The following is a 20,741-nucleotide window of genomic DNA, read 5'->3' as shown; positions in this document are numbered from 1 at the left end:
TCCTTATTTTAATTTTTCTTGATTTTGTTCAACCCACAATGCAGCACCAATTAAACCTGCATCTTGTCCATGGAAAGCGCGTTCAACTTGGCATTGATAGAATTTAGGTTGTTGCCGTAAATAGGTTTGTACTAATGGTAGATATCCATCTGCTAACCCAACACTACCACCAATAACCACTTTTTGAATATCTAATCCGATCACTAGATCTGCAATTAAATTGGCAATGGTTTTCGCAGAACGGTGTACAACTTCACTCGCTAATGGATCCTGCTGACGGAAACGCTCAAATACTTCTTTCGGTGAACATGGGTTTTCCCACACACTGGCAGCAGCTTCAATCGCACGTCCAGATGCAATCGCTTCTACACAACCACGACGTCCGCAACCACATACAGGTCCATTTGGATCCGCTAATGTATGACCAATATGCCCTGCAACACCATTAGGTTCTGTTAATAATTGACGTTGTAGAATAATACCACCACCCACGCCAGTAGAAACGGTGATAAATACAAAATTTTCTACTTGGTTACTGTCCTGTTCTTTATATTCCGCACAAGCAGCTGCTTGAACATCATTTAATAAACCTATTGGTTTATCAGTATGACGAGCAATACTCTCTTTTAATGGAAATTCAGCTAAACCACCTAAGTTTTTTGGATTTAATGCTGTTAATACACCATTATTAATAATGCCTGTCGAAGCTACTGCCACACAATCAAATTGTCCTTGATACTGTTTTATAACGTGTGCCAATGCTTGATGCATTCCCTCAGCGGCATTTTGTTGTGGAGTAACAATTTGCTGACGCTGTACGACTTTGCCTTCTTTTACTAAAGCTGCTGCAATTTTTGTACCACCAATATCTAACGCAAGAACTTGCATATCCTTTCCTTATTATTGATTGGCAGATTTCACTGCATTAGCAAACCAGCTCACAATATGCTCTAAACGTGTTAATGCAGAACCAACTGTAACGGAATGCGCACCGATCTCAATCGCTTTTTTCGCTAATTCAGGCGTATTGTAACGTCCTTCCGCCATCACTCGACAACCTGCTTTCGCTAAATCAATGACTAATTGATAATCAGGTTCCGCTGGTACTGGACCACCAGTATAGCCTGACATAGTACTTCCAATCAGATCTACCCCTAATTTTTGACAAAACATTCCTTCTTCAAAGGTAGAACAATCCGCCATCGAAAGTAATCCTAATTCTTTAATTCGTTTTACTGTTTCTTCAATACTGGTCGGGCGGTTACGGAAAGTCCCATCAAAGGCAATAATATCTGCCCCTGCTGCGGCTAACGCTTCAACATCGTCTAAAAATGGGGTAATCCGTACTGGGCTATCTGGTAAATCGCGTTTTACAATCCCAATAATAGGTACATTAACCACTCTACGGGTTGCTTTTAAATTATCGACACCTTCAATTCGTAATCCTGCTGCACCACCAATCACAGAGGCTTGTGCCATCGCAGCAACGATTTCTGGGTGATCCATTGGACCATCATCAACAGGTTGGCAAGAAGCAATTAAGCCGTGCTTAATCACTTCAAGAATATGTTGTTGATCTAAATTTGACATATAAACTCCAGTAAACTTAATAAAAAAGAAGTTAGACTTCATTATGCTGTGTAATTTACTCTTATGTCGTCTTTAGAACAAGAAAAATAATTTTTTTTTGAGATCTAGATCATAAATTTTAGACGGGAAAATGGAGGAAAATTGCTATCAAATGAAGGGAGTTAGACTCCCTTGCTTCATTTTTAACCATTTTATACTGTCGATATAGCAAAAATACGTAATAAACCGATTATAAATAATCTAAATGTACATCATCAAACATCTTACGAATTGCATTGTTATCACGTATTTGCTCTGCCTGCTCAACCTGTGGGCGAGTTAAATGTGGTGCAAATAATTGGATAAAATCATATGTATAACGGCGTAAAAAAGCCCCTTTCTTAAATGCAATTTGCGTCATACTTGCTTTAAATAAATGGCTTGCATCAATAGCCACTAAATCACTATCACTTTCAGCATAAGCCATTGATGCCATAATTCCTACGCCAAGTCCTAGTCGTACATAGGTTTTAATTACGTCAGCATCTGTTGCTGTAAATACCGTATTAGGTAAAATCCCTTCTCGGCTAAAGGCTTCATCTAAATCAGAGCGTCCTGTAAAGCCAAAAATATAAGTCACTAATGGATATTTACCTAATTCTTCAATAGTTAATTCATCAACTTGTGCGAGTGGATGATCTTTTTTCACAATTACCGAACGATTCCACATATAACAAGGCAATAAAATCGCATCTTCAAACAGATATTGTGCTTCAGTAATAATCGCTAAATCAATTTCACCTGATAACAATAGCTCATAAATTTGTTGTGGTGATCCTTGATGAATATGCAAACTCACATCTGGATAACGTTTGACGAATTGTTTCACCACCTCAGGCAATTTATAGCGTGCTTGAGTATTTGTGGTTGCAATACGTAATGCTCCCACATCTGGGCGTTTATGTTCATCAGCAATTGCTTTGATACTCTGCTCTTTTACCAGTAACTCACGAGCAATCGCCACAATCTTTTCCCCAGTTGGGGTTAAACATTGAATATGTTTGCCGTTACGTTCAAAAATGGGTAATCCCAACTCATCTTCGAGCAATTTAACTTGCTTACTAATACCAGGCTGGGAAGTATAAAGCGACTTTGCCGCATCGGTAATATTCAAATTATGATTTGCAATTTCAACAATATAACGCAGTTGTTGTAACTTCATTGCTTCCCTCTCCTTATTGAATTAGCGTTGTTGATAACGTTTTTTTCTCAACGCATGTTGTTTTACAGCTTTACGAATTTGATTTGATTTAAATTTACGTGGATTTTTGATATCTAATTTACTTTCTGTTTCCAATGGTAAACCCACTAATTGGCGTAAATAATTCACTTTATCTAATGGTAGTTCTTCCCAACCACCACGAGGTAAACCACGCATCAGTTCAATATTGCCATAACGAGTACGAATTAAGCGGCTAACTTGAATCCCTTGTGATTCCCATAAGCGACGCACTTCACGATTACGTCCCTCAGTTAAAGTAACCGAGAACCATTGATTCATACCTTGCCCACCTTGTGGTGTAATTTTTTTAAAACTCGCAGGTCCATCTTCTAACTGTACGCCTTTGCGTAATTGCGCTAACATTTTTTCTGTTACATCACCAAAAACCCGTACAGAATATTCACGCTCGACTTCCTTACTTGGGTGCATTAAACGATTTGCTAATTCACCATCTGTGGTAAATAGCAATAATCCTGATGTATTGATATCTAAACGCCCTACTGCAATCCAGCGTCCATTGCTAATTTTAGGTAAACGTTCAAATACAGTAGCTCGCCCCTCTGGATCATGACGAGTACATAACTCTCCTTCAGGCTTATAATACATAAGAACTCGGCAAATTTCTTTGCGTACTGGGATCAATGATACCAATTGTCCATCTACACGAATCTTTGTATCTGTTTTTACTTCAACACGTTCTCCCAAAGTCGCAATCACGCCATCAACACTAACACGTCCAGCGGCAATAATCGTTTCAATCTCACGGCGAGAGCCTAATCCTGTTCTTGCTAATACTTTCTGCAATTTTTCGCCAACAATTTTCGCTGGTTTGGTTTGATTTTCTTGGGTCGTTTTTGTTTTTGCTAGTTGCATAAATCCTCTTGTCGTCTTCTCAGACGTCTGCATCAAAATAATCAAAACTTAAATGAAGGGTGCAGTGCTACCACTACCCTCACGTAAAATAACTGGCGGTTCCACAGTTAAATCCACCACAGTTGTTGGATCTTGACCTAAATAACCCCCATGAATAATTAAATCTACTTGGTTTTCTAATAAATTACGAATTTCTTCTGGATCAGAAAGCGTAAAATACTCCTCACCTGGTACCATTAATGAGCAAGATAAAATCGGCTCACCTAAAGTATTTAATAAAGCCAATGCAATATTATTATCTGGCACACGAATCCCTATTGTTTTACGCTTTAAGGTCATTAATCGTCTTGGTAATTCCTTCGTGGCAGTCAAAATAAATGTATAACGACCTGGTGTATTATTCTTAATTAAACGATAAACGCTATTAGTCACTAAAGAGTAATTCGATAATTCAGATAAATCGCTACACACTAATGTAAAATTATGCCCTTCTGGTAGCTGACGAATACGAATAATTCGATCCATCGCATGTTTGTCGCCAATCATACACCCCAATGCATACCCAGAATCGGTTGGATAAATAATCACTCCACCATTACGTAAAATCTCAACAGCTTGATTTATCAAACGTTGTTGTGGATTATCTGGGTGAATATAGAAGAATTGACTCATAATACATCTCCTTTGTTATTACAACAAAACGGCTTATTATATAACGCATTTCTTCACAGAATAAGTCTAAGTAACAGAATTAATTTACTTGACGCCAAACGGCTTTCACTGTTTCTGGAATCGTTAAATTCCGTCCTAACTCAATCCAGCCACAGGGATAATGGAAATCTGATCCTACTGATGCTAATAAATCCAGCTCTTCTAACCATTTAATCAACATTTTTTGCTGATTATGATCAACTCCACCAGCAATTTCTACGGCATCTCCTTGCCATTGTTTAAAATCCATAATCAAAGAATGAATTTTATTATTTGTCATTTGATAACGCATTGGATGTGCCACTACCGCCACGCCACCAGCTTGATGGATAACCTTAATTGCCGTAGGAATATCACACCAATTTGCCTTAACATGACAAGGCTTCCCTTGAGATAAATAACGTTTAAACGCTTGTCCTTCATTACTAACCAAACCAATATTCACTAAATAACGTGCATAATGTGCACGGGTGACTTCTCCTATGGTTAAGGCTTGTGCTTCAGCGAATGCATTGGGTAAACCAAACTTTTTAAATTTCTCACCAATTTCTACTGCTCTTGCATGACGCAAACGGGCTTGTTCCGCTAATAATGCTGTCATGGCGGGATGTGTTTCATCAAAATCTAAGCCAACAATATGGATTGTTTTTTCTTGCCATAACGTTGAAATTTCTACACCGCTAATTAATTTAATTTGCTGTTGCTGCGCAGCACGTCGAGCTTCAGCAATCCCATCTATCGTATCATGATCAGTGAGGGCTAATACCTCTAACTGCTGTTCTTTCGCACGTAAAATCAATTCTGTTGGCGTTAATACACCATCAGAAGCGCTACTATGGGTATGAAGATCTAATCTTGTAGTAGAGAGTTCAGATAATCGCATTAGTGTTATATCGTTAATTAAGCGTATTGTTTAAATATCATTTCAGGCACTTCGACTTCAATCATTAAAGCTTCAAGTCGATTAAGATGAATCCGGAATGGATGACCAAAATAGTAAGTAGCTGGTGGTAAAACGACTTGTTGTTCGAGCAAAATCACCTCAGCAATATTATCTTCAATATTTGCAACTAGTACGTTTGCCCAAGATTCCATCGCGTTAATAAAACAACGAGCTAAACAAGGCTCTGTGACAATTTGTTGATCATCTACAATTCGGAAAAACCAGTTTTGTGGTTGCTTTGGTAATAAGAAATGTTGGCAGGCAATCGCACTATATGCCAATCGCTGGCAGATTTCTTCTGGGAATTGTAAAGGTTCTAAGAGATCTAAAAACAGCGCAACTTTATCAAGATCAGCTAACAAGAATTGACTTGTCGTTAAACCATCTCCATTTAATACCTGTTTTGTTAATGTTGTTTCAACCAGTGTATCATTTGGCAGAACAGCGGTAAGGCAATCACGCACCGCATCATAACGCCATTTACACATATTATTGAATAACATTAATCCATTCCCTCAAAAATAAATAATAAAATTTTCTAACTGTCTGATTATATGCTAAAAAACCGAATAATGTGATGAAAAAATCACTTTTTTATAAATTTTTTGCCATATTTAGTGCCATTATCAATTAATAAACAGCATTAAGTTCTTTTGATGACTTAATCCCTTTAATTACCCATTTTGTGGTAGGATAACTTACTTATTCTTACTCATTTTGGAGAATTATTGTGTTTCCGATGGAATGGCTCCCTGCGCAAATCAATCCACAACTTTTCATTGTCCTATTATTACTCATTGCAGCAATTTGGCTGTTTATTGCTAACAAAATCCGAATGGATGTCGTTGCTTTATTAGTATTAGTCGTTTTTAGTCTTACTGGTATTTTAACCGTCCCTGAAATTCTTGCTGGATTTAGCGATCCAAATGTGGTGTTGATTGCACTACTATTTATTGTGGGTGAAGCGCTATTACGCACTGGTATTGCTTATCAGGTAAGTGATTGGCTGTTGCGTATCGCTAATAATAATGAAGTTAAAGTTTTAATTTTATTGATGTTAGCTGTATGTGGACTTGGAGCGTTTATGAGCTCCACTGGAATTGTTGCAATCTTTATCCCTGTGGTGCTTGCTATTTGCCGTCGTATGCAAATTTCTCCAAAACGGCTGATGATGCCATTAAGTATTGCGGGGCTAATTAGTGGCATGATGACCTTAATTGCAACGCCACCTAATTTAATTGCTAATGCTGAATTAGTAAAAGCAGGATGGCCAGCATTAAGTTTTTTCTCTTTTACCCCAATTGGCATAATGATTTTAGGACTGGGTATTATTTATCTACTGGTTGCACGCCATCTATTAGATAGTGGAAATCCTGAAGATCTCAAACAGAACTATAATCGTACTTCGATGAATGATTTAATTGAAAGTTATCAACTTTCTACGCGTGCACGCCAAGTTATTGTATTGCCTGATTCTCCATTTATTGGTAAAACCTTAGATGAATTACATCTCCACTCTCGTTATCATATTTTGATTATTGCGATTGAACGCTGGCGTCGTATCAGACGCATTGTCGTAACACCATCTGCACTCACTGAATTAAGAGCTAAAGATATTTTGTTGTTTGATGTGACCAATACAGAATTAGATTGGCTCGATTTTTGTCAGCAACATCATCTAAAACCAATTGAAGTAAGAGGCCAATACTTTAGTGAGAAAGCGAAAAGTGTAGGTATGGCAGAAATTTCACCGATTCCTGAAAGTGCCTTACTCGGTAAAACGGTGCGTGAAATTCGCTTCCAAAATAAATATGGTTTAACCATTGCTGGCGTGAAACGAGGACATACCTTGCTACAAACCGATATCGCTGAAGTTGAATTTACTGTTGGCGATCAATATGTCGTGATTGGTGAATGGAAACAAATTCAAGCGTTACAAAGTAAAAATCAAGATTTCTTTTTATTAAATTCACCTGCTGAAATTGAGCAAGTAGCACCTGCGCTTAGCCAAGCTCCTCATGCACTCTTTTCCGTTGCCATTATGGTAGGGTTAATGGTTTCGGGCGTTGTTTCTAACGTAATTGCGGCGTTAATTACCTGTATTTTATTAGCAAAATTCCGTTGTATTGATGCGAAAAGCGCCTATAACGCCATCCATTGGCCAAGCCTCATTTTAATTGTTGGAATGATGCCTTTTGCAACAGCATTAACTAAAACAGGTGGAATTAATCTCGCCGTTGATGCGCTATTACAATTCGTTGGTGGTTGGGGTATCCATGCGATTTTAGCCAGCTTATTTATTCTGTGTGCGATTATTAGCTCATTTATCTCAAATACCGCCACTGCTATTTTAATGGCACCAATTGCTGTCGCTATGGCTGCTAAGCTCGATATATCTCCAGTTCCTTTTGTGATTACCATTGCCATTTCTGCTTCTGCTGCCTTTATGACGCCTGTCGCCTCTCCTGTCAATACGATGGTTCTTGGTCCTGGTGGTTATAAATTTAGTGACTTCTTAAAAGTAGGCATTCCTTTTACCATATTGGTAATGCTCGCAACCATTTTTGTTGTTCCTATTTTATTTAAATAAGATGACAAGAGGGGTAATTCCCCTCTTTTTACTTAATCTGACTTACTAAGTCTTGGATTAGTTTTGGACCGTGATAGATCAGACCAGAATAGAGTTGTAATAATTCTGCACCAGCAGCGATTTTCTGTTGTGCACTTGCAACACTATCAATACCACCACTGCCAATAATCGGGATCTCCCCTTGTAGCTCTTGATATAAGCGGGCAATAATTTTGGTACTTAATTCCTGTAACGGCTTACCACTTAATCCACCCTGTTGCTCTGCATTCGGTAATCCTGTGACATTGTCACGAGATAAAGTTGTATTAGTCGCAATTACGCCATCAAATTGATGACGGCGTAGGCTATCTGCAATCGCTACTAATTCTGCTTCTGTTAGATCTGGGGCTATTTTTAACGCAATTGGCACATATTTATTATGCTTCTCTGCTAATTGGTGTTGTTTCTCTTTGATTCCAGTCAGTAAATCTTCTAATAATTCACCATATTGTAGCTGGCGTAATCCCGGTGAATTTGGCGAAGAGATATTCACTGTAATATAGTCTGCATAGCTATAAACTTTATCTAAACAAAGTAGGTAATCCTCTTTCCCTTTTTCGACTGGAGTAAAGGTATTTTTACCAATATTGATGCCTAATATGCCGTCATAACGAGATTTCTTAATATTTTCAATAACCTTATCAACACCTTCATTATTAAAGCCATTCCGATTAATAATCCCCTCTGCCGATAGCAAACGAAATTGACGCGGTTTTGGATTTCCCGGCTGTGGTAAAGGCGTAACTGTGCCTACTTCAATAAAGCCAAAACCTAATGCACCAAATCCATCTATCGCTTCTGCATTTTTATCTGCACCCGCCGCTAATCCAATCGGATTTTTAAAAGTGATCCCTATACACTGCTTCGGTGTACCCACTGTATGCAAATATTTTTCTATTAAGCATTTGGCCGGGCTTCTACCAACTTTCCCTAAAATTTGGATTGTTAATTCGTGAGCAGTTTCCGCATCAAGTGAAAATAATCCTTTACGAATTAATGAATACATACTCGTTTACCTCTCTGGATAGATGACTGTAATGTTTAATAAAATAATCTTATAAAAAAAGATACTAATCTGGTATCTGCCAGTTTGATGATAAAGTCTATTTAATATTTTTAAATATTTCTGCTCTCATTAACATTTAGGTTTCGCCCTAAAGGGCGACTTCATTTTCTTTACTTGTGTAAAGAAAACGAAGCAAAAGAAACACACCCTCGCACACTTGCTAATCCTCATTCCAATAAGATTTTCCAAGCGGCAAAAAACAGAGATTTTTCTCACTACGTTCGAAAAATGATCACTTTTTTTGCCTGAAAATCTTATTTCCATTCGGGCAAGTGTGAGAGGGAACCCAATAAACATCTATTAAAATTTGTGATTAAATTTAGGTTTATACATAGTTTGAGAGATACCAATCTGGTATCTCTCTTCCCTGTTACTGTAGTGCCTTTTCAATTTTCTCGAATAAATCTTTAGAAAGATTTTCTACTTCTCGTAAGCGTTCTAAACCACGTTTCATTAAAGTTTGACGCTGATTATCATAACGAGCAAAACGAATTAATGGTTCGATTAAACGTGCCGCAATTTGAGGATTTGAACTATTTAAACGAATCAAAATATCCACTAAGAAACGATAACCAGAGCCATCAATCATATGGAATGCATTTAGATTATGTGCACAGAAACTTCCTACTAATGCGCGTAATCGGTTTGGATTATTAAAGTTGAAACTTGGGTGTTCCATTAAATTAATTACTAAATCCAACACATTATCATCTGGTCTGGTCGCTTGAATTGCAAACCATTTATCCATCACCAAGCCATCATGTTGCCATTTCTGTTCAAAATCCGCTAAGAGATCATCTCGGCAAGGTAATTGCGCTTGAGCCGCCAAACTTAATGCGGCTAACGTATCTGTCATATTATTAGCGTGTGTATAATGCTTCGCGACTAAAGTATTACCAAAATCGGTGAAAGCAAGATAACTAAGACAAACATTGTTAAAACTGCGTAATGCAATACTTTCACGATCAACCTGATACTGTTCTGTTTGCGTATGATTATATAAACGGAGGAAGCTATCTTTCAGCGTTTGTGCAATTGTTTTTTGCATAAAACTACGCACCGCACGAATACCGACAGGATCAATCGTTTTAAATAGTTCTGCAAACTCGGTTTCTTTTGGCAAAGTAAAAATTAATGCAGTTAATTCAATATCTTGTTGGTAATTTTCTAATAAGTGATACAGCGCTTGAATAAATTCAGGTGATAACTGTAATTCTTGATGTTGCTGATAACGTTGCAAATTTTGACGTAATTCATTTGCTAATAGCATTTGTACTGCATCCCAACGCACAAAACCATTTTCTGCAAACTTCATCAAGGTAATTAACTGCGCATTACTATATGGAAAATCTAATTTCACTGGCGCAGAAAACTCTTCTAGCAATGCAGGCACTGGTCGTTGATAGACTGGTGAGAACTCAAATGTTTGTTCATATTGAGTAACATTTAGCATATCATTAGTTAATGCTTGACCCTGTAAATTTAGCGGTAATTTTTCGCCTGCTTCACTATACAATGCAATACGTAATGGAATATGCAAATTCACTTTTTCCATTTGATCCATTGTCGGTGGGGTCATTTGTGATACCTGCAAACGATAGGTTAAGGTATTTGCATCATATTCATCTGTGATAGTCAATTCTGGCGTGCCTGATTGGCTATACCAACGGCGGAATTGGGTTAAGTCAATTCCTGACGCACGTTCCATTGCAGAAACAAAATCCTCACAAGTCGCTGCAGTACCATCATTTTCTGCAATATATAGCTTCATCCCTGCTTGGAATTTTTCTTCACCCAATAGTGTATGAATCATACGAATCACTTCTGCCCCTTTTTCATAGACTGTCACGGTATAGAAGTTATTCATTTCAATCACTTTTTCTGGGCGAATTGGATGCGCCATTGGGCTAGCATCTTCAGCAAATTGCACCGCACGTAAAAACTTCACATTATTAATACGATTGACAGTACGTGAGCCTGTGTCAGAAGAAAATTCTTGATCACGGAAAACGGTTAACCCTTCTTTTAGACTAAGCTGAAACCAGTCACGACAAGTAACACGGTTTCCAGTCCAGTTATGGAAATATTCATGAGCAATTACACGTTCTACATCAAGATAATCTATATCAGTTGCAGTTTGCGGGTTAGCTAACACAAATTTAGAGTTAAAAATATTTAAGCCTTTATTCTCCATCGCTCCCATATTGAAGAAATCAACCGCAACGATCATATAAATATCTAAATCGTATTCGAGATCAAAGCGTTGTTCATCCCATTTCATTGATTTTTTCAAACTTGCCATCGCCCAATCGGCACGGTTTAAATTGCCTTTATCAACATACAATTCTAAGGCAACTTCTCGACCACTTTTCGTAATAAACGTATCACGTAATAGATCAAAATCACCTGCGACTAATGCAAATAAATAGCTTGGTTTTGGAAACGGATCTTGCCATTCAATCCAGTGATAACCATTATCTAATTCGCCTTGGCGAACACGATTCCCATTAGAAAGTAAGAATGGATATTTACTCTTATCTGCAATAATGCGTGTGGTATAACGTGCTAACACATCTGGACGATCAAGCATATAGGTAATTTGACGGAAACCTTCTGCTTCACATTGAGTACAAAGTGCATCACCTGATTGATAAAGTCCTTGTAATGACGTGTTATGTGCTGGAGATAATAGGGTAACAATTTCTAATTCAAATTTATCCGCTGTTACATCTGCAACATCTAGGGTTAAACTTTCATTGTCTTGTTGGTAATTGGTGAAATCTTGATTATTTAATTTAATTGACGCAAATTGGAAACTGTGGCCATCAAGGCGTAAGCTGGTTGCTTCTGGGTTTAATTTATGTACCAATGTTTTCGCTGTCACCTTTGTCTGTTCTGGGTCTAAACGAAATTCAAGAAAAATATCACTAATCGTAAAATCGGGTTTCTTATAATCTTTTCTATACTTAGCTTTTGGTAACATAAATTTGTCCATCCATAAAACACAAAAAACGTGTGCTAGGATAAGATTTTCTGGCTGAAGTTGCAATCAACTTTCAAGGATTTTCAACGGTTTCTCTCTATCTATAACCTATAACAAAATTTCTTACACAGAATTATTCCTGTCATATTTCCCTGTTAGGCAAGAAATGCTATTCTTATGCCCCTCAATTGTTCAAAAGGAAAATACTATGGCAAAAACTGAAATCGCTATTGTGATGGGCTCAAAAAGTGATTGGAGTACCATGCAAGAAGCGGCATCTATTCTCGATCAATTACACGTTCCCTACCATGTTGAAATTGTTTCAGCTCACCGTACCCCTGATAAACTATTCCAATTCGCCGAAAATGCTCAACAAAATGGCTATAAAGTAATTATTGCTGGCGCTGGCGGTGCTGCACATTTACCAGGTATGCTCGCAGCGAAAACATTAGTGCCTGTATTAGGTGTACCAGTTAAAAGCTCGATGCTAAGTGGGGTAGATAGCTTATATTCGATCGTGCAAATGCCAAAAGGTATTCCTGTTGGAACATTAGCGATTGGCCCAGCAGGTGCCGCAAATGCGGGGTTACTTGCTGCACAAATTCTTGCTGTTTTTGATGCCCAATTAAGTAATCGTTTGCGTGAGTTCCGTCAGCAACAAACTGACGATGTGTTAAACAATCCTGATCCTAGACTTATCAATCAATAATTATGCAACAGAGTTCTCTTTATCCAACAATTTATGTTTTAGGTAGTGGTCAATTGGGCAGAATGTTACGCTATGCTGGCGCACCACTTGATATTCATGTCGTACCACTTGATTTCCATCAACAACCTTTTCCATTAGATAACAATGCGATTGTGACTGCAGAAATCGAACGTTGGCCCGAAACTGAATTAACTCACCTTCTTGCCTCTCACCCTAATTTTATTAATCAAAAAGTTTTTGCTCGGTTAGCGGATCGCTTAACCCAAAAACAATTACTTGATCAACTTGGTCTTGCTACTTCACCTTGGTTACATCTGACTAAAGAAATCTCTTGGTCACAAGTGTGGCAACAAGTTGCTGATAAGGTCGTCGTAAAACGTCGTACTGGTGGTTATGATGGGCGTGGTCAATGGATTGTTGACCAACATAATACAGAAGTAATTACGGAGGATCTTTTTGATCAAACCATTGCCGAAGCCTTTATTCCATTTGATAGTGAAGTTTCTTTAGTGGGTGCTCGTTTTGCTGATGGACGGACTTACTTTTATCCGATAACGCAAAATTTACAGCAACAAGGTATTTTACGTTACAGTGTCATTGCAACAACGAAGCCACATCCATTACAAGCTGAAGCAGAAGCAATGCTTGGTAAAATTATGCAGCATCTTGATTATGTTGGTGTCATGGCAATGGAGTGTTTTGTGGTAAATGGTCATCTATTAATTAATGAGCTTGCGCCTCGTGTTCACAATAGTGGACACTGGACACAATTTGGTGCCAATATCAGTCAATTTGAACTTCATTTACGTGCATTATTAAATTTACCGACACCAACACTTACGGCACGAATGCCAACGGTTATGGTTAATCTGATTGGTACACCTCACCACCCTGATTGGTTGGCTTTACCTTATTCTCAATTACATTGGTATGGCAAAGAGGTGCGTCCAGGAAGAAAATTGGGGCATATTAATATTGCTCATCAACAACCAGAACAACTTAGCCAGATCTTGTCTGAGCTTGCACCATTATTACCAGAAGATTATCAATCTGGTCTAGCTTGGGCACAACAACAGCTATTAGTAGATTAAAGTTATCTCAGCGCCAAGAAAGTGCTTGTCAAAGCCTTAAGTTTGGCGCTATAAATAACAACCTATTCAAACACAGCAAATGATATTAGAGGAAAATCCGATGTTTAAACATATTGAAGCAGCGCCAGCAGATCCAATTCTTGGTTTAGGAGAAGCATTTAAAGCTGAAATTCGTAGTAACAAAGTGAATTTAGGGATTGGTGTTTATAAAGATGCCAATGGACAAACCCCCATTGTTAAAGCAGTAAAAGAAGCAGAAAAACGCTTACTGGCAAATGAAAATACAAAAAACTATCTTGGAATTGATGGCTTAGCAGAATTCAATCGTCAAACTCAAATCTTACTTTTCGGTGCAGATCACGACATTATTAAAAATAAACGTGCAAAAACAGCTCAAAGTTTAGGTGGTACTGGTGCATTACGTATTGCAGCAGAATTTATCAAGCGTCAAACTTCAGCCAAAAATGTTTGGATTAGTGCGCCAACATGGCCAAACCATAATGCGATTTTTAAAGCTGTTGGTATGAATATCTGTGATTATCGTTATTATGATAAAACCACTCACGGTTTAGATTGGGAAGGTATGTTAGCTGACTTAGCTAACGCACAAGCAGGTGATGTTGTGTTATTCCACGGTTGCTGCCATAACCCAACTGGTATTGACCCTACACCAGAGCAATGGGCAACTTTAGCGAAAATGTCTGCTGAAAAAGGTTGGTTACCTTTATTCGATTTCGCTTATCAAGGTTTCGCTAATGGTCTAGAAGAAGATGCGATTGGTTTACGTACGTTTGCCGCAAACCACCAAGAATTATTAATTTCTAGTTCATACTCTAAAAACTTTGGTTTATACAACGAACGTGTTGGTGCCTTTACTTTAGTTGCCTCTGATGAAGAAGTAGCAACTCGTGCATTTAGCCAAGTTAAAACAATTATTCGTACTCTTTACTCTAACCCTGCTTCTCACGGTGCAAGTGCGGTTGCGACTGTGTTAAGCGATGCTGATTTAAAAGCACAATGGGTAGCAGAACTTGATGAAATGCGTGCCAGAATTAAGACAATGCGTCAAAAATTCGTTGAGCTTTTAGCTAAACATGGTGCAAAACAAAACTTTGACTTTATTATTCAGCAAAATGGTATGTTCTCCTTTAGTGGTCTTTCACCAGAACAAGTGGATCGTTTAAGAGAAGAATTTGCTATTTATGCTGTGCGTTCAGGTCGTATCAATGTTGCGGGTATTACTGAACAAAATATAGATTACCTCTGTGAAAGTATTGTGAAAGTGCTATAACTACTAATATTACATACCTAACGGATTTTGAATCCGGTGGGTATGTTTAAATAATAAAAGATGTCGGATACAGTGTTATCCGACATTTTTGTTTGTTTTGGCAAAATCTATTTAATATTTTTCTCTAGTTAGCATATAGTTTTCGCCCTAAAGGGCGACCTACTTTTCTTTATTCATATAAAGAAAAGTAGGCAAAAGAAAGTACGCCCTCGCACACTTGCTACTCCTCATTCCAATAAGATTTTCCATTCGGGCAAGTGTGAGAGGGAACCCAATAAACATTTATTAAGATTTATGATTAATTTCAGATTTGTTAATAATCTAAAATTCCTCTACCACAAATTCAAACCAATCGATCACATCTTCTTCATGAATACCATCACGAATAAACACACCGGCTTGTTTCATTGCACGTTGATCACCTACAAGCAATGGATGCCAGTCTGGTAAAGGTTTCCCTTCATACAATAAACGATACGCACAAGTTTTTGGCAACCAAGAAAATTCAGGTAAATTTTTCTTGGTTAATTTGCTACAGTCAGGCATTAATTTAAACCGTTGCGGATAATTACGACACCGCCCTGTTTCTAAATCCAATAAATCACAGGCAATACGGGTAAAATAAAGCCGTTCTCGTTTACCACGCCCTTCAATAAACTTACGATAGCAACATTTACCACAACCATCACATAACGCTTCCCACTCTGCTTCATTCATCTCTTGTAGCGTTTTTTGCTGCCAAAACTTCTCTGTGATATTCATTTTTTCCAATAACTTTTACTCTATAATCTGATATCTATTTCACTGTTTAAGTATAATGAAGTGAAAGCCCTTTTTGCTAAAAATTTAAGCAATTTAAACTTAATTTTCTAAGATTTTTTCTAATTTATTACTTGCTTTTTTAATTTTTATCTAAACCAATAATTTTTTTATCAAATAAATTATTTGCTATTTGACGCAGATATAGGTTTTTGCTATATCTAATTCACTTGGAAGTGATTATAAGGAAAAAGTATGATTGAACAATACTCTGCAATGCGCAACAACATTAATATGCTTGGGCATCTTCTCGGCGAAACAATCAGTGATGCACAAGGCAGTGATATTTTACAACTTATTGAAAATATTCGTGTTTTATCCAAAAGCTCTCGTGCTGGCGATGATCAGGCTCGTCAACAACTATTAAAGACATTACAAAATATCTCAACTGAAAATATTATCCCTGTCGCTCGTGCTTTTAGCCAATTTTTAAATCTAACCAATATTGCAGAACAGTACCAAACTATCTCACGTCATCATACTGATGAAATGATGTCCGAACGTTCAATTTCTGCCCTATTGGCTCGCTTAAAAGCAGATTCCTCTATTTCCAAACAACAAATTATTGATGCAGTACAACAACTATTAATTGAATTAGTGCTTACTGCCCACCCAACAGAAGTAACACGTCGTTCTTTAGTTCATAAATATGTAGAAATTAATAATTGCTTAGAACGTCTAGAAAATGCTGACTTAACTGAAAAAGAACGTCATCAAATTCAACGTCGGTTATTACAATTAATCGCCCAAGCATGGCATACTAATGAAATTCGTACACAACGCCCCACTCCATTTGAAGAAGCAAAATGGGGCTTTGCTGTGATCGAAAATAGTTTATGGTCGGCAGTACCACAATTTTTACGCCAATTAAACGATGATTTAGAAGAACATTGTCAATTCCAACTGCCTGTTGATTTAGAACCTGTGCGTTTCTCTTCTTGGATGGGTGGCGACCGTGATGGCAATCCATTTGTCACAGCTAAAGTCACTCAACAAGTGTTATATCTAGCACGCTGGAAAGCAGCAGAACTGTTCTTAAATGATATCCAACAACTTTCATCTGAACTCTCTATGATTGAGTGTTCTGCTGAATTTAGACAAAAATATGGCGATCACGCTGAACCTTATCGTGTGGTAGTAAAAGACCTCAGAACACGTTTAGCCAATACATTAAATTACTTTGATGATAAATTGGCTGATCGGACACCAATTATTGCGGAAAGTGAAATCATTACTGATGATGAACAATTATGGCAGCCACTATTTGATTGCTACCAATCACTCTCTGCCTGTGGTATGCGGATTATTGCCAATGGATTATTGCTAGATTGCTTACGCCGTATTCGCTGTTTTGGAGTTACTTTATCACGCTTAGATATCCGCCAAGAAAGCACTCGTCACCAACAAGCCATTGCTGAAATTACCCGTTATATTGGTTTAGGCGATTATGCACAATGGAGCGAGGAAGATAAACAAGCTTTCTTAATTCGTGAATTAAGCTCCCGCCGTCCATTAGTGCCTCAAGATTGGAATCCATCAGAGGAAACGCGCGAAATTTTAGATACGTGCAAAGTAGTTGCTCAGCAACCAAAAGGAATTATTTCTTGTTACATTATTTCAATGGCAAGAACTGCTTCTGATGTTTTAGCAGTACACCTATTACTCAAAGAAGCAGGGATTAAATATGCATTACCTGTTGTGCCTTTATTTGAAACTTTAGATGATTTAGATCATTCTCAATCTGTGATGCAACAACTGTTCGATATTGGCTGGTATCGCGGCATCATTAATAATAAGCAAATGATTATGATCGGTTATTCTGACTCAGCTAAAGATGCCGGTATGCTAGCTGCTTCCTGGGCGCAATATCGTGCACAAGAAGCCTTAGTTAAACTCTGTGAAGAACGTCATATCGAACTGACCTTATTCCATGGTCGTGGCGGTACTATCGGTCGTGGTGGCGCACCTGCACACGCTGCATTACTTTCACAACCGCCTCGCTCATTAAAAAATGGATTACGTGTTACTGAACAAGGGGAGATGATCCGTTTTAAATTGGGATTACCTGATGTTGCAGTACAAAGTTTAGATCTTTATGCAAGTGCTGTATTAGAAGCAAATTTATTACCACCACCAAATCCAAAGCAAGATTGGCGTGCCATTATGGATGAATTATCGCAAGTTTCTTGTGATATTTATCGTCAAGTTGTCCGGGGTAATGAAAATTTTGTACCTTATTTCCGTGCCGCTACACCAGAACAAGAACTGTCTCGTTTGCCATTGGGTTCTCGTCCAGCTAAACGCAATCCAAAAGGTGGAGTCGAAAGTTTACGTGCAATTCCTTGGATTTTCGCTTGGATGCAAAACCGTTTAATGCTGCCAGCTTGGTTAGGCGTTGGCGCCTCTTTGCGAACTCTATTTGAAGAAGGTAAACGTAATACTATTGAAGAAATGTGTAAATCTTGGCCTTTCTTCTCTACTCGTATCGGTATGATCGAAATGGTATTTAGTAAAACTGACCTTTGGTTAGCTGAATATTATGATCAACGTTTAGTGCCTCAAACCTTATGGTCACTCGGTGAATCTTTACGTGAACAATTAAAAGATGATATTCAAACATTATTGTCTTTGTCACATGAAGATCAGTTAATGGCTGATTTACCTTGGGTTGCTGAATCGATCAAACTACGGAATATCTATACTGATCCATTAAACCTGCTACAAGTAGAACTATTACACCGTTTACGCAGTGGTGAAACAGATCCAGCTTTAGAGCAAGCCTTGATGATTACTATTACTGGTATTGCTGCTGGTATGCGTAATACAGGTTAATTTATTCCTTTACCCTACACCGCTATTTTCATGGTGTAGGGTAAATAATCAGCGAATCTGCTCTCTTTATTGCAAAATTCTACATAATCCTAATTAAATCCAGTAAAATAGCGCCTCCATTTTTTGCGTTATCAACATTATGGCATTATCACATACAATCTTATCGATTCTTGCTCATCAAGCTGCCACAGGGTATGACATTAGTAAAAAGTTTTCACAAACCTATGGATTAATCTGGCAAGCGACACATCAGCAAGTCTATCGAGAACTCAATCAGCTGGAAAAACAAGGATTAATCTCTTTTTCACTACAATTCCAGCAAGGTAAACCTGATCGAAAACAGTATCAACTCACCGATCAAGGCGAACAACAATTAAAAAGATGGTTATTAGAAAGTACCTTAACTCATGGTATTTTGCGTGATGAATTTATCTCTCGTATCTTAGCAGCTTTAAAATGTCATCCCAAAATGGCATTTACCGCTGTTAAGAAACGTGAGCAAGATCACCGACAAACTATCCATAAAATGCAACAATTAATGGCCCAATTAGAGCATCTTGATAACAAAACCTATTACGATGAATTGATGATTCTATTACTAAAACGCAGTATTCGACACGAACAAGTCAGTCTGCAATGGTTAGAAGAGGATCTTCTGCCAATATTACAGCAAATGATCCAAGAATAATTTTTAAAAGGGAGAACATAAATGACAGCAACAGCAAAACTTGATCCTGATACGGCGATTGACATTGCTTATGATATTTTTCTAGAAATGGCGCCAGAAAATCTCGATCCTGCTGATATCTTATTATTTAACTTACAATTTGAAGATCGTGGTGCCGTCGAAATGGTTGAAACCAGCGATGACTGGGAAAATGAGATCGGTGCTTTAATTGATCCTGAGGCGTTTGCTGAAGTGTGGATTGGCCTAATTAATGATAAAGATGAAATGGATGATATCTTTGCTAAAGTCCTTATTTCTCATCAGGAAGAAGATCGCCAATACCATATTGTTTGGAAGGAATAAGTTCCTTTTCAATATTTTCTTAATAGGAAACGATGTGTTTATTAAATCACTCTCGTTTTCCTATTTTTCTCCTATACAATCAGTTTATCCATTTCTGATTTTTAGGAAACTACAATGACTCTCTCCTCTCCTCGTATGCCAATGTTATTTATTGGTCATGGTTCCCCAATGTTGGCAATTACCCCAAATCAATTTACGCCTAAATGGCGAGAGGCTGCCTTAAAAATGCCAACGCCTACTGCCGTACTCTGTATTTCAGCCCATTGGCAGACCGAAAATGTCGTGGAAACCAGCCATCCTCAACCACCACTAATCTATGATTTTTACGGTTTTCCTGATGAACTTTATCAAGTACAGTATCCTGCTAGCACAGAACCCAAAATCATAGAACAATTACAAACACGTTTGCAGAATTTAGTTCCTTTTAATCAGGACAAACAGCGTGGCTTTGATCATGGTTGTTGGGCTGTCATGAAGCATCTCTACCCGAATGCAGATATTCCTGTAATACAGCTTAGCTTGTGTCGTCGCTTAACTCCTCAATCACATATCGCATTAGCTAGACACTTAGCCGAATTACGCCGTCAAGGTGTTCTGATCTTAGGTAGTGGTAATTTGATTCATAATTTACGTTTGCTTGATTGGCAACAAATTAATACCCGTGATTATGCTTTTGATTGGGCAAGAAGAGCGCAACATTTACTCCTAGATTTAATTGAAAAACATGATCTTAGTGCTTTAGCTAATTACCATACCTTAGGTGAGGATGTGATGATGGCAATTAATAGTGGTGAACACTTCTTGCCATTACTGTATATTTTAGCGTTACGTGAACAAGATGAACCCTTGACTATTTTTAATCGGGAATTTGTCGGTGGCTCATTGGATATGACTTGTTTGCAGATTGGATAAA

18 protein-coding genes are annotated in these 20,741 nt (G+C 37.8%); 8 read left to right on the top strand and 10 right to left on the bottom strand.

Translation table 11 applies throughout. From position 1 onward, the window contains the following. Positions 1 to 3: 3 nt before the first annotated feature. From PF272_RS04655 to PF272_RS04625, 7 genes are all read right to left on the bottom strand, one after another. Complete coding sequence (locus tag PF272_RS04655) at positions 4 to 888, bottom strand: N-acetylmannosamine kinase (RefSeq protein WP_271141813.1); 885 nt, start codon at positions 886 to 888, stop codon at positions 4 to 6. Positions 889 to 900: 12 nt separating this feature from the next. Next, on the bottom strand, positions 901 to 1,590 hold the full coding sequence (locus PF272_RS04650) for an N-acetylmannosamine-6-phosphate 2-epimerase (protein ID WP_271141812.1): 690 nt from the start codon (positions 1,588 to 1,590) through the stop codon (positions 901 to 903). A gap of 229 nt (positions 1,591 to 1,819) precedes the next feature. Then, positions 1,820 to 2,791, bottom strand: coding sequence for an HTH-type transcriptional regulator CysB (gene cysB, locus PF272_RS04645; protein WP_271141811.1), 972 nt, complete (start codon positions 2,789 to 2,791; stop codon positions 1,820 to 1,822). Between the two features lie 21 nt (positions 2,792 to 2,812). Continuing rightward, a complete protein-coding gene (gene rluB, locus PF272_RS04640) occupies positions 2,813 to 3,724 on the bottom strand; it encodes a 23S rRNA pseudouridine(2605) synthase RluB (RefSeq protein WP_065234797.1) in 912 nt (303 codons plus the stop codon). A gap of 48 nt (positions 3,725 to 3,772) precedes the next feature. Then, a complete protein-coding gene (locus PF272_RS04635; protein ID WP_271141810.1) occupies positions 3,773 to 4,396 on the bottom strand; it encodes an L-threonylcarbamoyladenylate synthase in 624 nt (207 codons plus the stop codon). Between the two features lie 79 nt (positions 4,397 to 4,475). Further along, a complete protein-coding gene (locus tag PF272_RS04630) occupies positions 4,476 to 5,318 on the bottom strand; it encodes a PHP domain-containing protein (RefSeq protein ID WP_271141809.1) in 843 nt (280 codons plus the stop codon). Between the two features lie 17 nt (positions 5,319 to 5,335). Next, positions 5,336 to 5,881, bottom strand: coding sequence for a cell division protein ZapC domain-containing protein (locus PF272_RS04625; protein WP_065234794.1), 546 nt, complete (start codon positions 5,879 to 5,881; stop codon positions 5,336 to 5,338). A gap of 236 nt (positions 5,882 to 6,117) precedes the next feature. Here PF272_RS04625 and PF272_RS04620 point away from each other — a divergent pair, with 236 nt between their 5' ends. After that, positions 6,118 to 7,968 (top strand): SLC13 family permease, encoded by a 1,851-nt coding sequence (locus PF272_RS04620; RefSeq protein WP_271141808.1) that lies wholly within the window; start codon positions 6,118 to 6,120, stop codon positions 7,966 to 7,968. 28 nt (positions 7,969 to 7,996) lie between these two features. Here PF272_RS04620 and pyrD read toward each other — a convergent pair whose 3' ends face one another. Both pyrD and pepN read right to left on the bottom strand, forming a co-directional pair. Next, the gene (gene pyrD / locus PF272_RS04615; RefSeq protein WP_271141807.1) at positions 7,997 to 9,013 is read right to left on the bottom strand and encodes a quinone-dependent dihydroorotate dehydrogenase; all 1,017 of its coding nucleotides are present in this window, start codon (positions 9,011 to 9,013) and stop codon (positions 7,997 to 7,999) included. A gap of 430 nt (positions 9,014 to 9,443) precedes the next feature. Next, positions 9,444 to 12,056: an aminopeptidase N gene (gene pepN / locus PF272_RS04610; protein WP_271141806.1), complete on the bottom strand. Its 2,613-nt coding sequence runs from the start codon at positions 12,054 to 12,056 to the stop codon at positions 9,444 to 9,446. A 208-nt stretch (positions 12,057 to 12,264) separates the two neighbouring features. On the opposite strand from pepN, the gene purE reads away from it, so the two are divergent. From purE to PF272_RS04595, 3 genes are all read left to right on the top strand, one after another. After that, positions 12,265 to 12,765, top strand: coding sequence for a 5-(carboxyamino)imidazole ribonucleotide mutase (gene purE, locus PF272_RS04605; RefSeq protein ID WP_065235307.1), 501 nt, complete (start codon positions 12,265 to 12,267; stop codon positions 12,763 to 12,765). A gap of 2 nt (positions 12,766 to 12,767) precedes the next feature. After that, a complete protein-coding gene (purK, locus tag PF272_RS04600) occupies positions 12,768 to 13,856 on the top strand; it encodes a 5-(carboxyamino)imidazole ribonucleotide synthase (RefSeq protein WP_271141805.1) in 1,089 nt (362 codons plus the stop codon). 100 nt (positions 13,857 to 13,956) lie between these two features. Further along, on the top strand, positions 13,957 to 15,147 hold the full coding sequence (locus tag PF272_RS04595) for an amino acid aminotransferase (protein ID WP_271141804.1): 1,191 nt from the start codon (positions 13,957 to 13,959) through the stop codon (positions 15,145 to 15,147). Positions 15,148 to 15,468: 321 nt separating this feature from the next. Here PF272_RS04595 and PF272_RS04590 read toward each other — a convergent pair whose 3' ends face one another. Then, on the bottom strand, positions 15,469 to 15,909 hold the full coding sequence (locus tag PF272_RS04590; protein WP_271141803.1) for a YcgN family cysteine cluster protein: 441 nt from the start codon (positions 15,907 to 15,909) through the stop codon (positions 15,469 to 15,471). Between the two features lie 252 nt (positions 15,910 to 16,161). Between PF272_RS04590 and ppc the strand changes: the two genes are divergently transcribed. The 4 genes from ppc to PF272_RS04570 all read left to right on the top strand — a co-directional run bounded on the left by ppc (position 16,162) and on the right by PF272_RS04570 (position 20,740). Then, a complete protein-coding gene (gene ppc, locus PF272_RS04585) occupies positions 16,162 to 18,798 on the top strand; it encodes a phosphoenolpyruvate carboxylase (protein ID WP_271141802.1) in 2,637 nt (878 codons plus the stop codon). Between the two features lie 139 nt (positions 18,799 to 18,937). After that, positions 18,938 to 19,486, top strand: a complete 549-nt coding sequence (locus PF272_RS04580; RefSeq protein WP_271141801.1) for a PadR family transcriptional regulator — start codon at positions 18,938 to 18,940, stop codon at positions 19,484 to 19,486. 21 nt (positions 19,487 to 19,507) lie between these two features. Further along, positions 19,508 to 19,828 (top strand): HI1450 family dsDNA-mimic protein, encoded by a 321-nt coding sequence (locus PF272_RS04575; RefSeq protein ID WP_271141800.1) that lies wholly within the window; start codon positions 19,508 to 19,510, stop codon positions 19,826 to 19,828. Positions 19,829 to 19,942: 114 nt separating this feature from the next. After that, a complete protein-coding gene (locus tag PF272_RS04570; protein ID WP_271141799.1) occupies positions 19,943 to 20,740 on the top strand; it encodes a dioxygenase family protein in 798 nt (265 codons plus the stop codon). Position 20,741: the final 1 nt, after the last annotated feature.

The sequence above is a fragment of the Gallibacterium faecale genome (genome assembly GCF_027920745.1).
In the GTDB taxonomy this organism is placed as follows: Bacteria; Pseudomonadota; Gammaproteobacteria; order Enterobacterales; family Pasteurellaceae; genus Gallibacterium; species Gallibacterium faecale.
This window is presented reverse-complemented; position numbering and strand designations above follow the sequence as displayed.

What these genes read in the sequence shown, in the direction of transcription:
- PF272_RS04655 (WP_271141813.1), bottom strand. Translation starts at nt 888, where the DNA reads ATGCAAGTTCTTGCGTTAGATATTGGTGGTACAAAAATTGCAGCAGCT.
- PF272_RS04650 (WP_271141812.1), bottom strand. Translation starts at nt 1,590, where the DNA reads ATGTCAAATTTAGATCAACAACATATTCTTGAAGTGATTAAGCACGGC.
- cysB (WP_271141811.1), bottom strand. Translation starts at nt 2,791, where the DNA reads ATGAAGTTACAACAACTGCGTTATATTGTTGAAATTGCAAATCATAAT.
- rluB (WP_065234797.1), bottom strand. Translation starts at nt 3,724, where the DNA reads ATGCAACTAGCAAAAACAAAAACGACCCAAGAAAATCAAACCAAACCA.
- PF272_RS04635 (WP_271141810.1), bottom strand. Translation starts at nt 4,396, where the DNA reads ATGAGTCAATTCTTCTATATTCACCCAGATAATCCACAACAACGTTTG.
- PF272_RS04630 (WP_271141809.1), bottom strand. Translation starts at nt 5,318, where the DNA reads ATGCGATTATCTGAACTCTCTACTACAAGATTAGATCTTCATACCCAT.
- PF272_RS04625 (WP_065234794.1), bottom strand. Translation starts at nt 5,881, where the DNA reads ATGTTATTCAATAATATGTGTAAATGGCGTTATGATGCGGTGCGTGAT.
- PF272_RS04620 (WP_271141808.1), top strand. Translation starts at nt 6,118, where the DNA reads ATGGAATGGCTCCCTGCGCAAATCAATCCACAACTTTTCATTGTCCTA.
- pyrD (WP_271141807.1), bottom strand. Translation starts at nt 9,013, where the DNA reads ATGTATTCATTAATTCGTAAAGGATTATTTTCACTTGATGCGGAAACT.
- pepN (WP_271141806.1), bottom strand. Translation starts at nt 12,056, where the DNA reads ATGTTACCAAAAGCTAAGTATAGAAAAGATTATAAGAAACCCGATTTT.
- purE (WP_065235307.1), top strand. Translation starts at nt 12,265, where the DNA reads ATGGCAAAAACTGAAATCGCTATTGTGATGGGCTCAAAAAGTGATTGG.
- purK (WP_271141805.1), top strand. Translation starts at nt 12,768, where the DNA reads ATGCAACAGAGTTCTCTTTATCCAACAATTTATGTTTTAGGTAGTGGT.
- PF272_RS04595 (WP_271141804.1), top strand. Translation starts at nt 13,957, where the DNA reads ATGTTTAAACATATTGAAGCAGCGCCAGCAGATCCAATTCTTGGTTTA.
- PF272_RS04590 (WP_271141803.1), bottom strand. Translation starts at nt 15,909, where the DNA reads ATGAATATCACAGAGAAGTTTTGGCAGCAAAAAACGCTACAAGAGATG.
- ppc (WP_271141802.1), top strand. Translation starts at nt 16,162, where the DNA reads ATGATTGAACAATACTCTGCAATGCGCAACAACATTAATATGCTTGGG.
- PF272_RS04580 (WP_271141801.1), top strand. Translation starts at nt 18,938, where the DNA reads ATGGCATTATCACATACAATCTTATCGATTCTTGCTCATCAAGCTGCC.
- PF272_RS04575 (WP_271141800.1), top strand. Translation starts at nt 19,508, where the DNA reads ATGACAGCAACAGCAAAACTTGATCCTGATACGGCGATTGACATTGCT.
- PF272_RS04570 (WP_271141799.1), top strand. Translation starts at nt 19,943, where the DNA reads ATGACTCTCTCCTCTCCTCGTATGCCAATGTTATTTATTGGTCATGGT.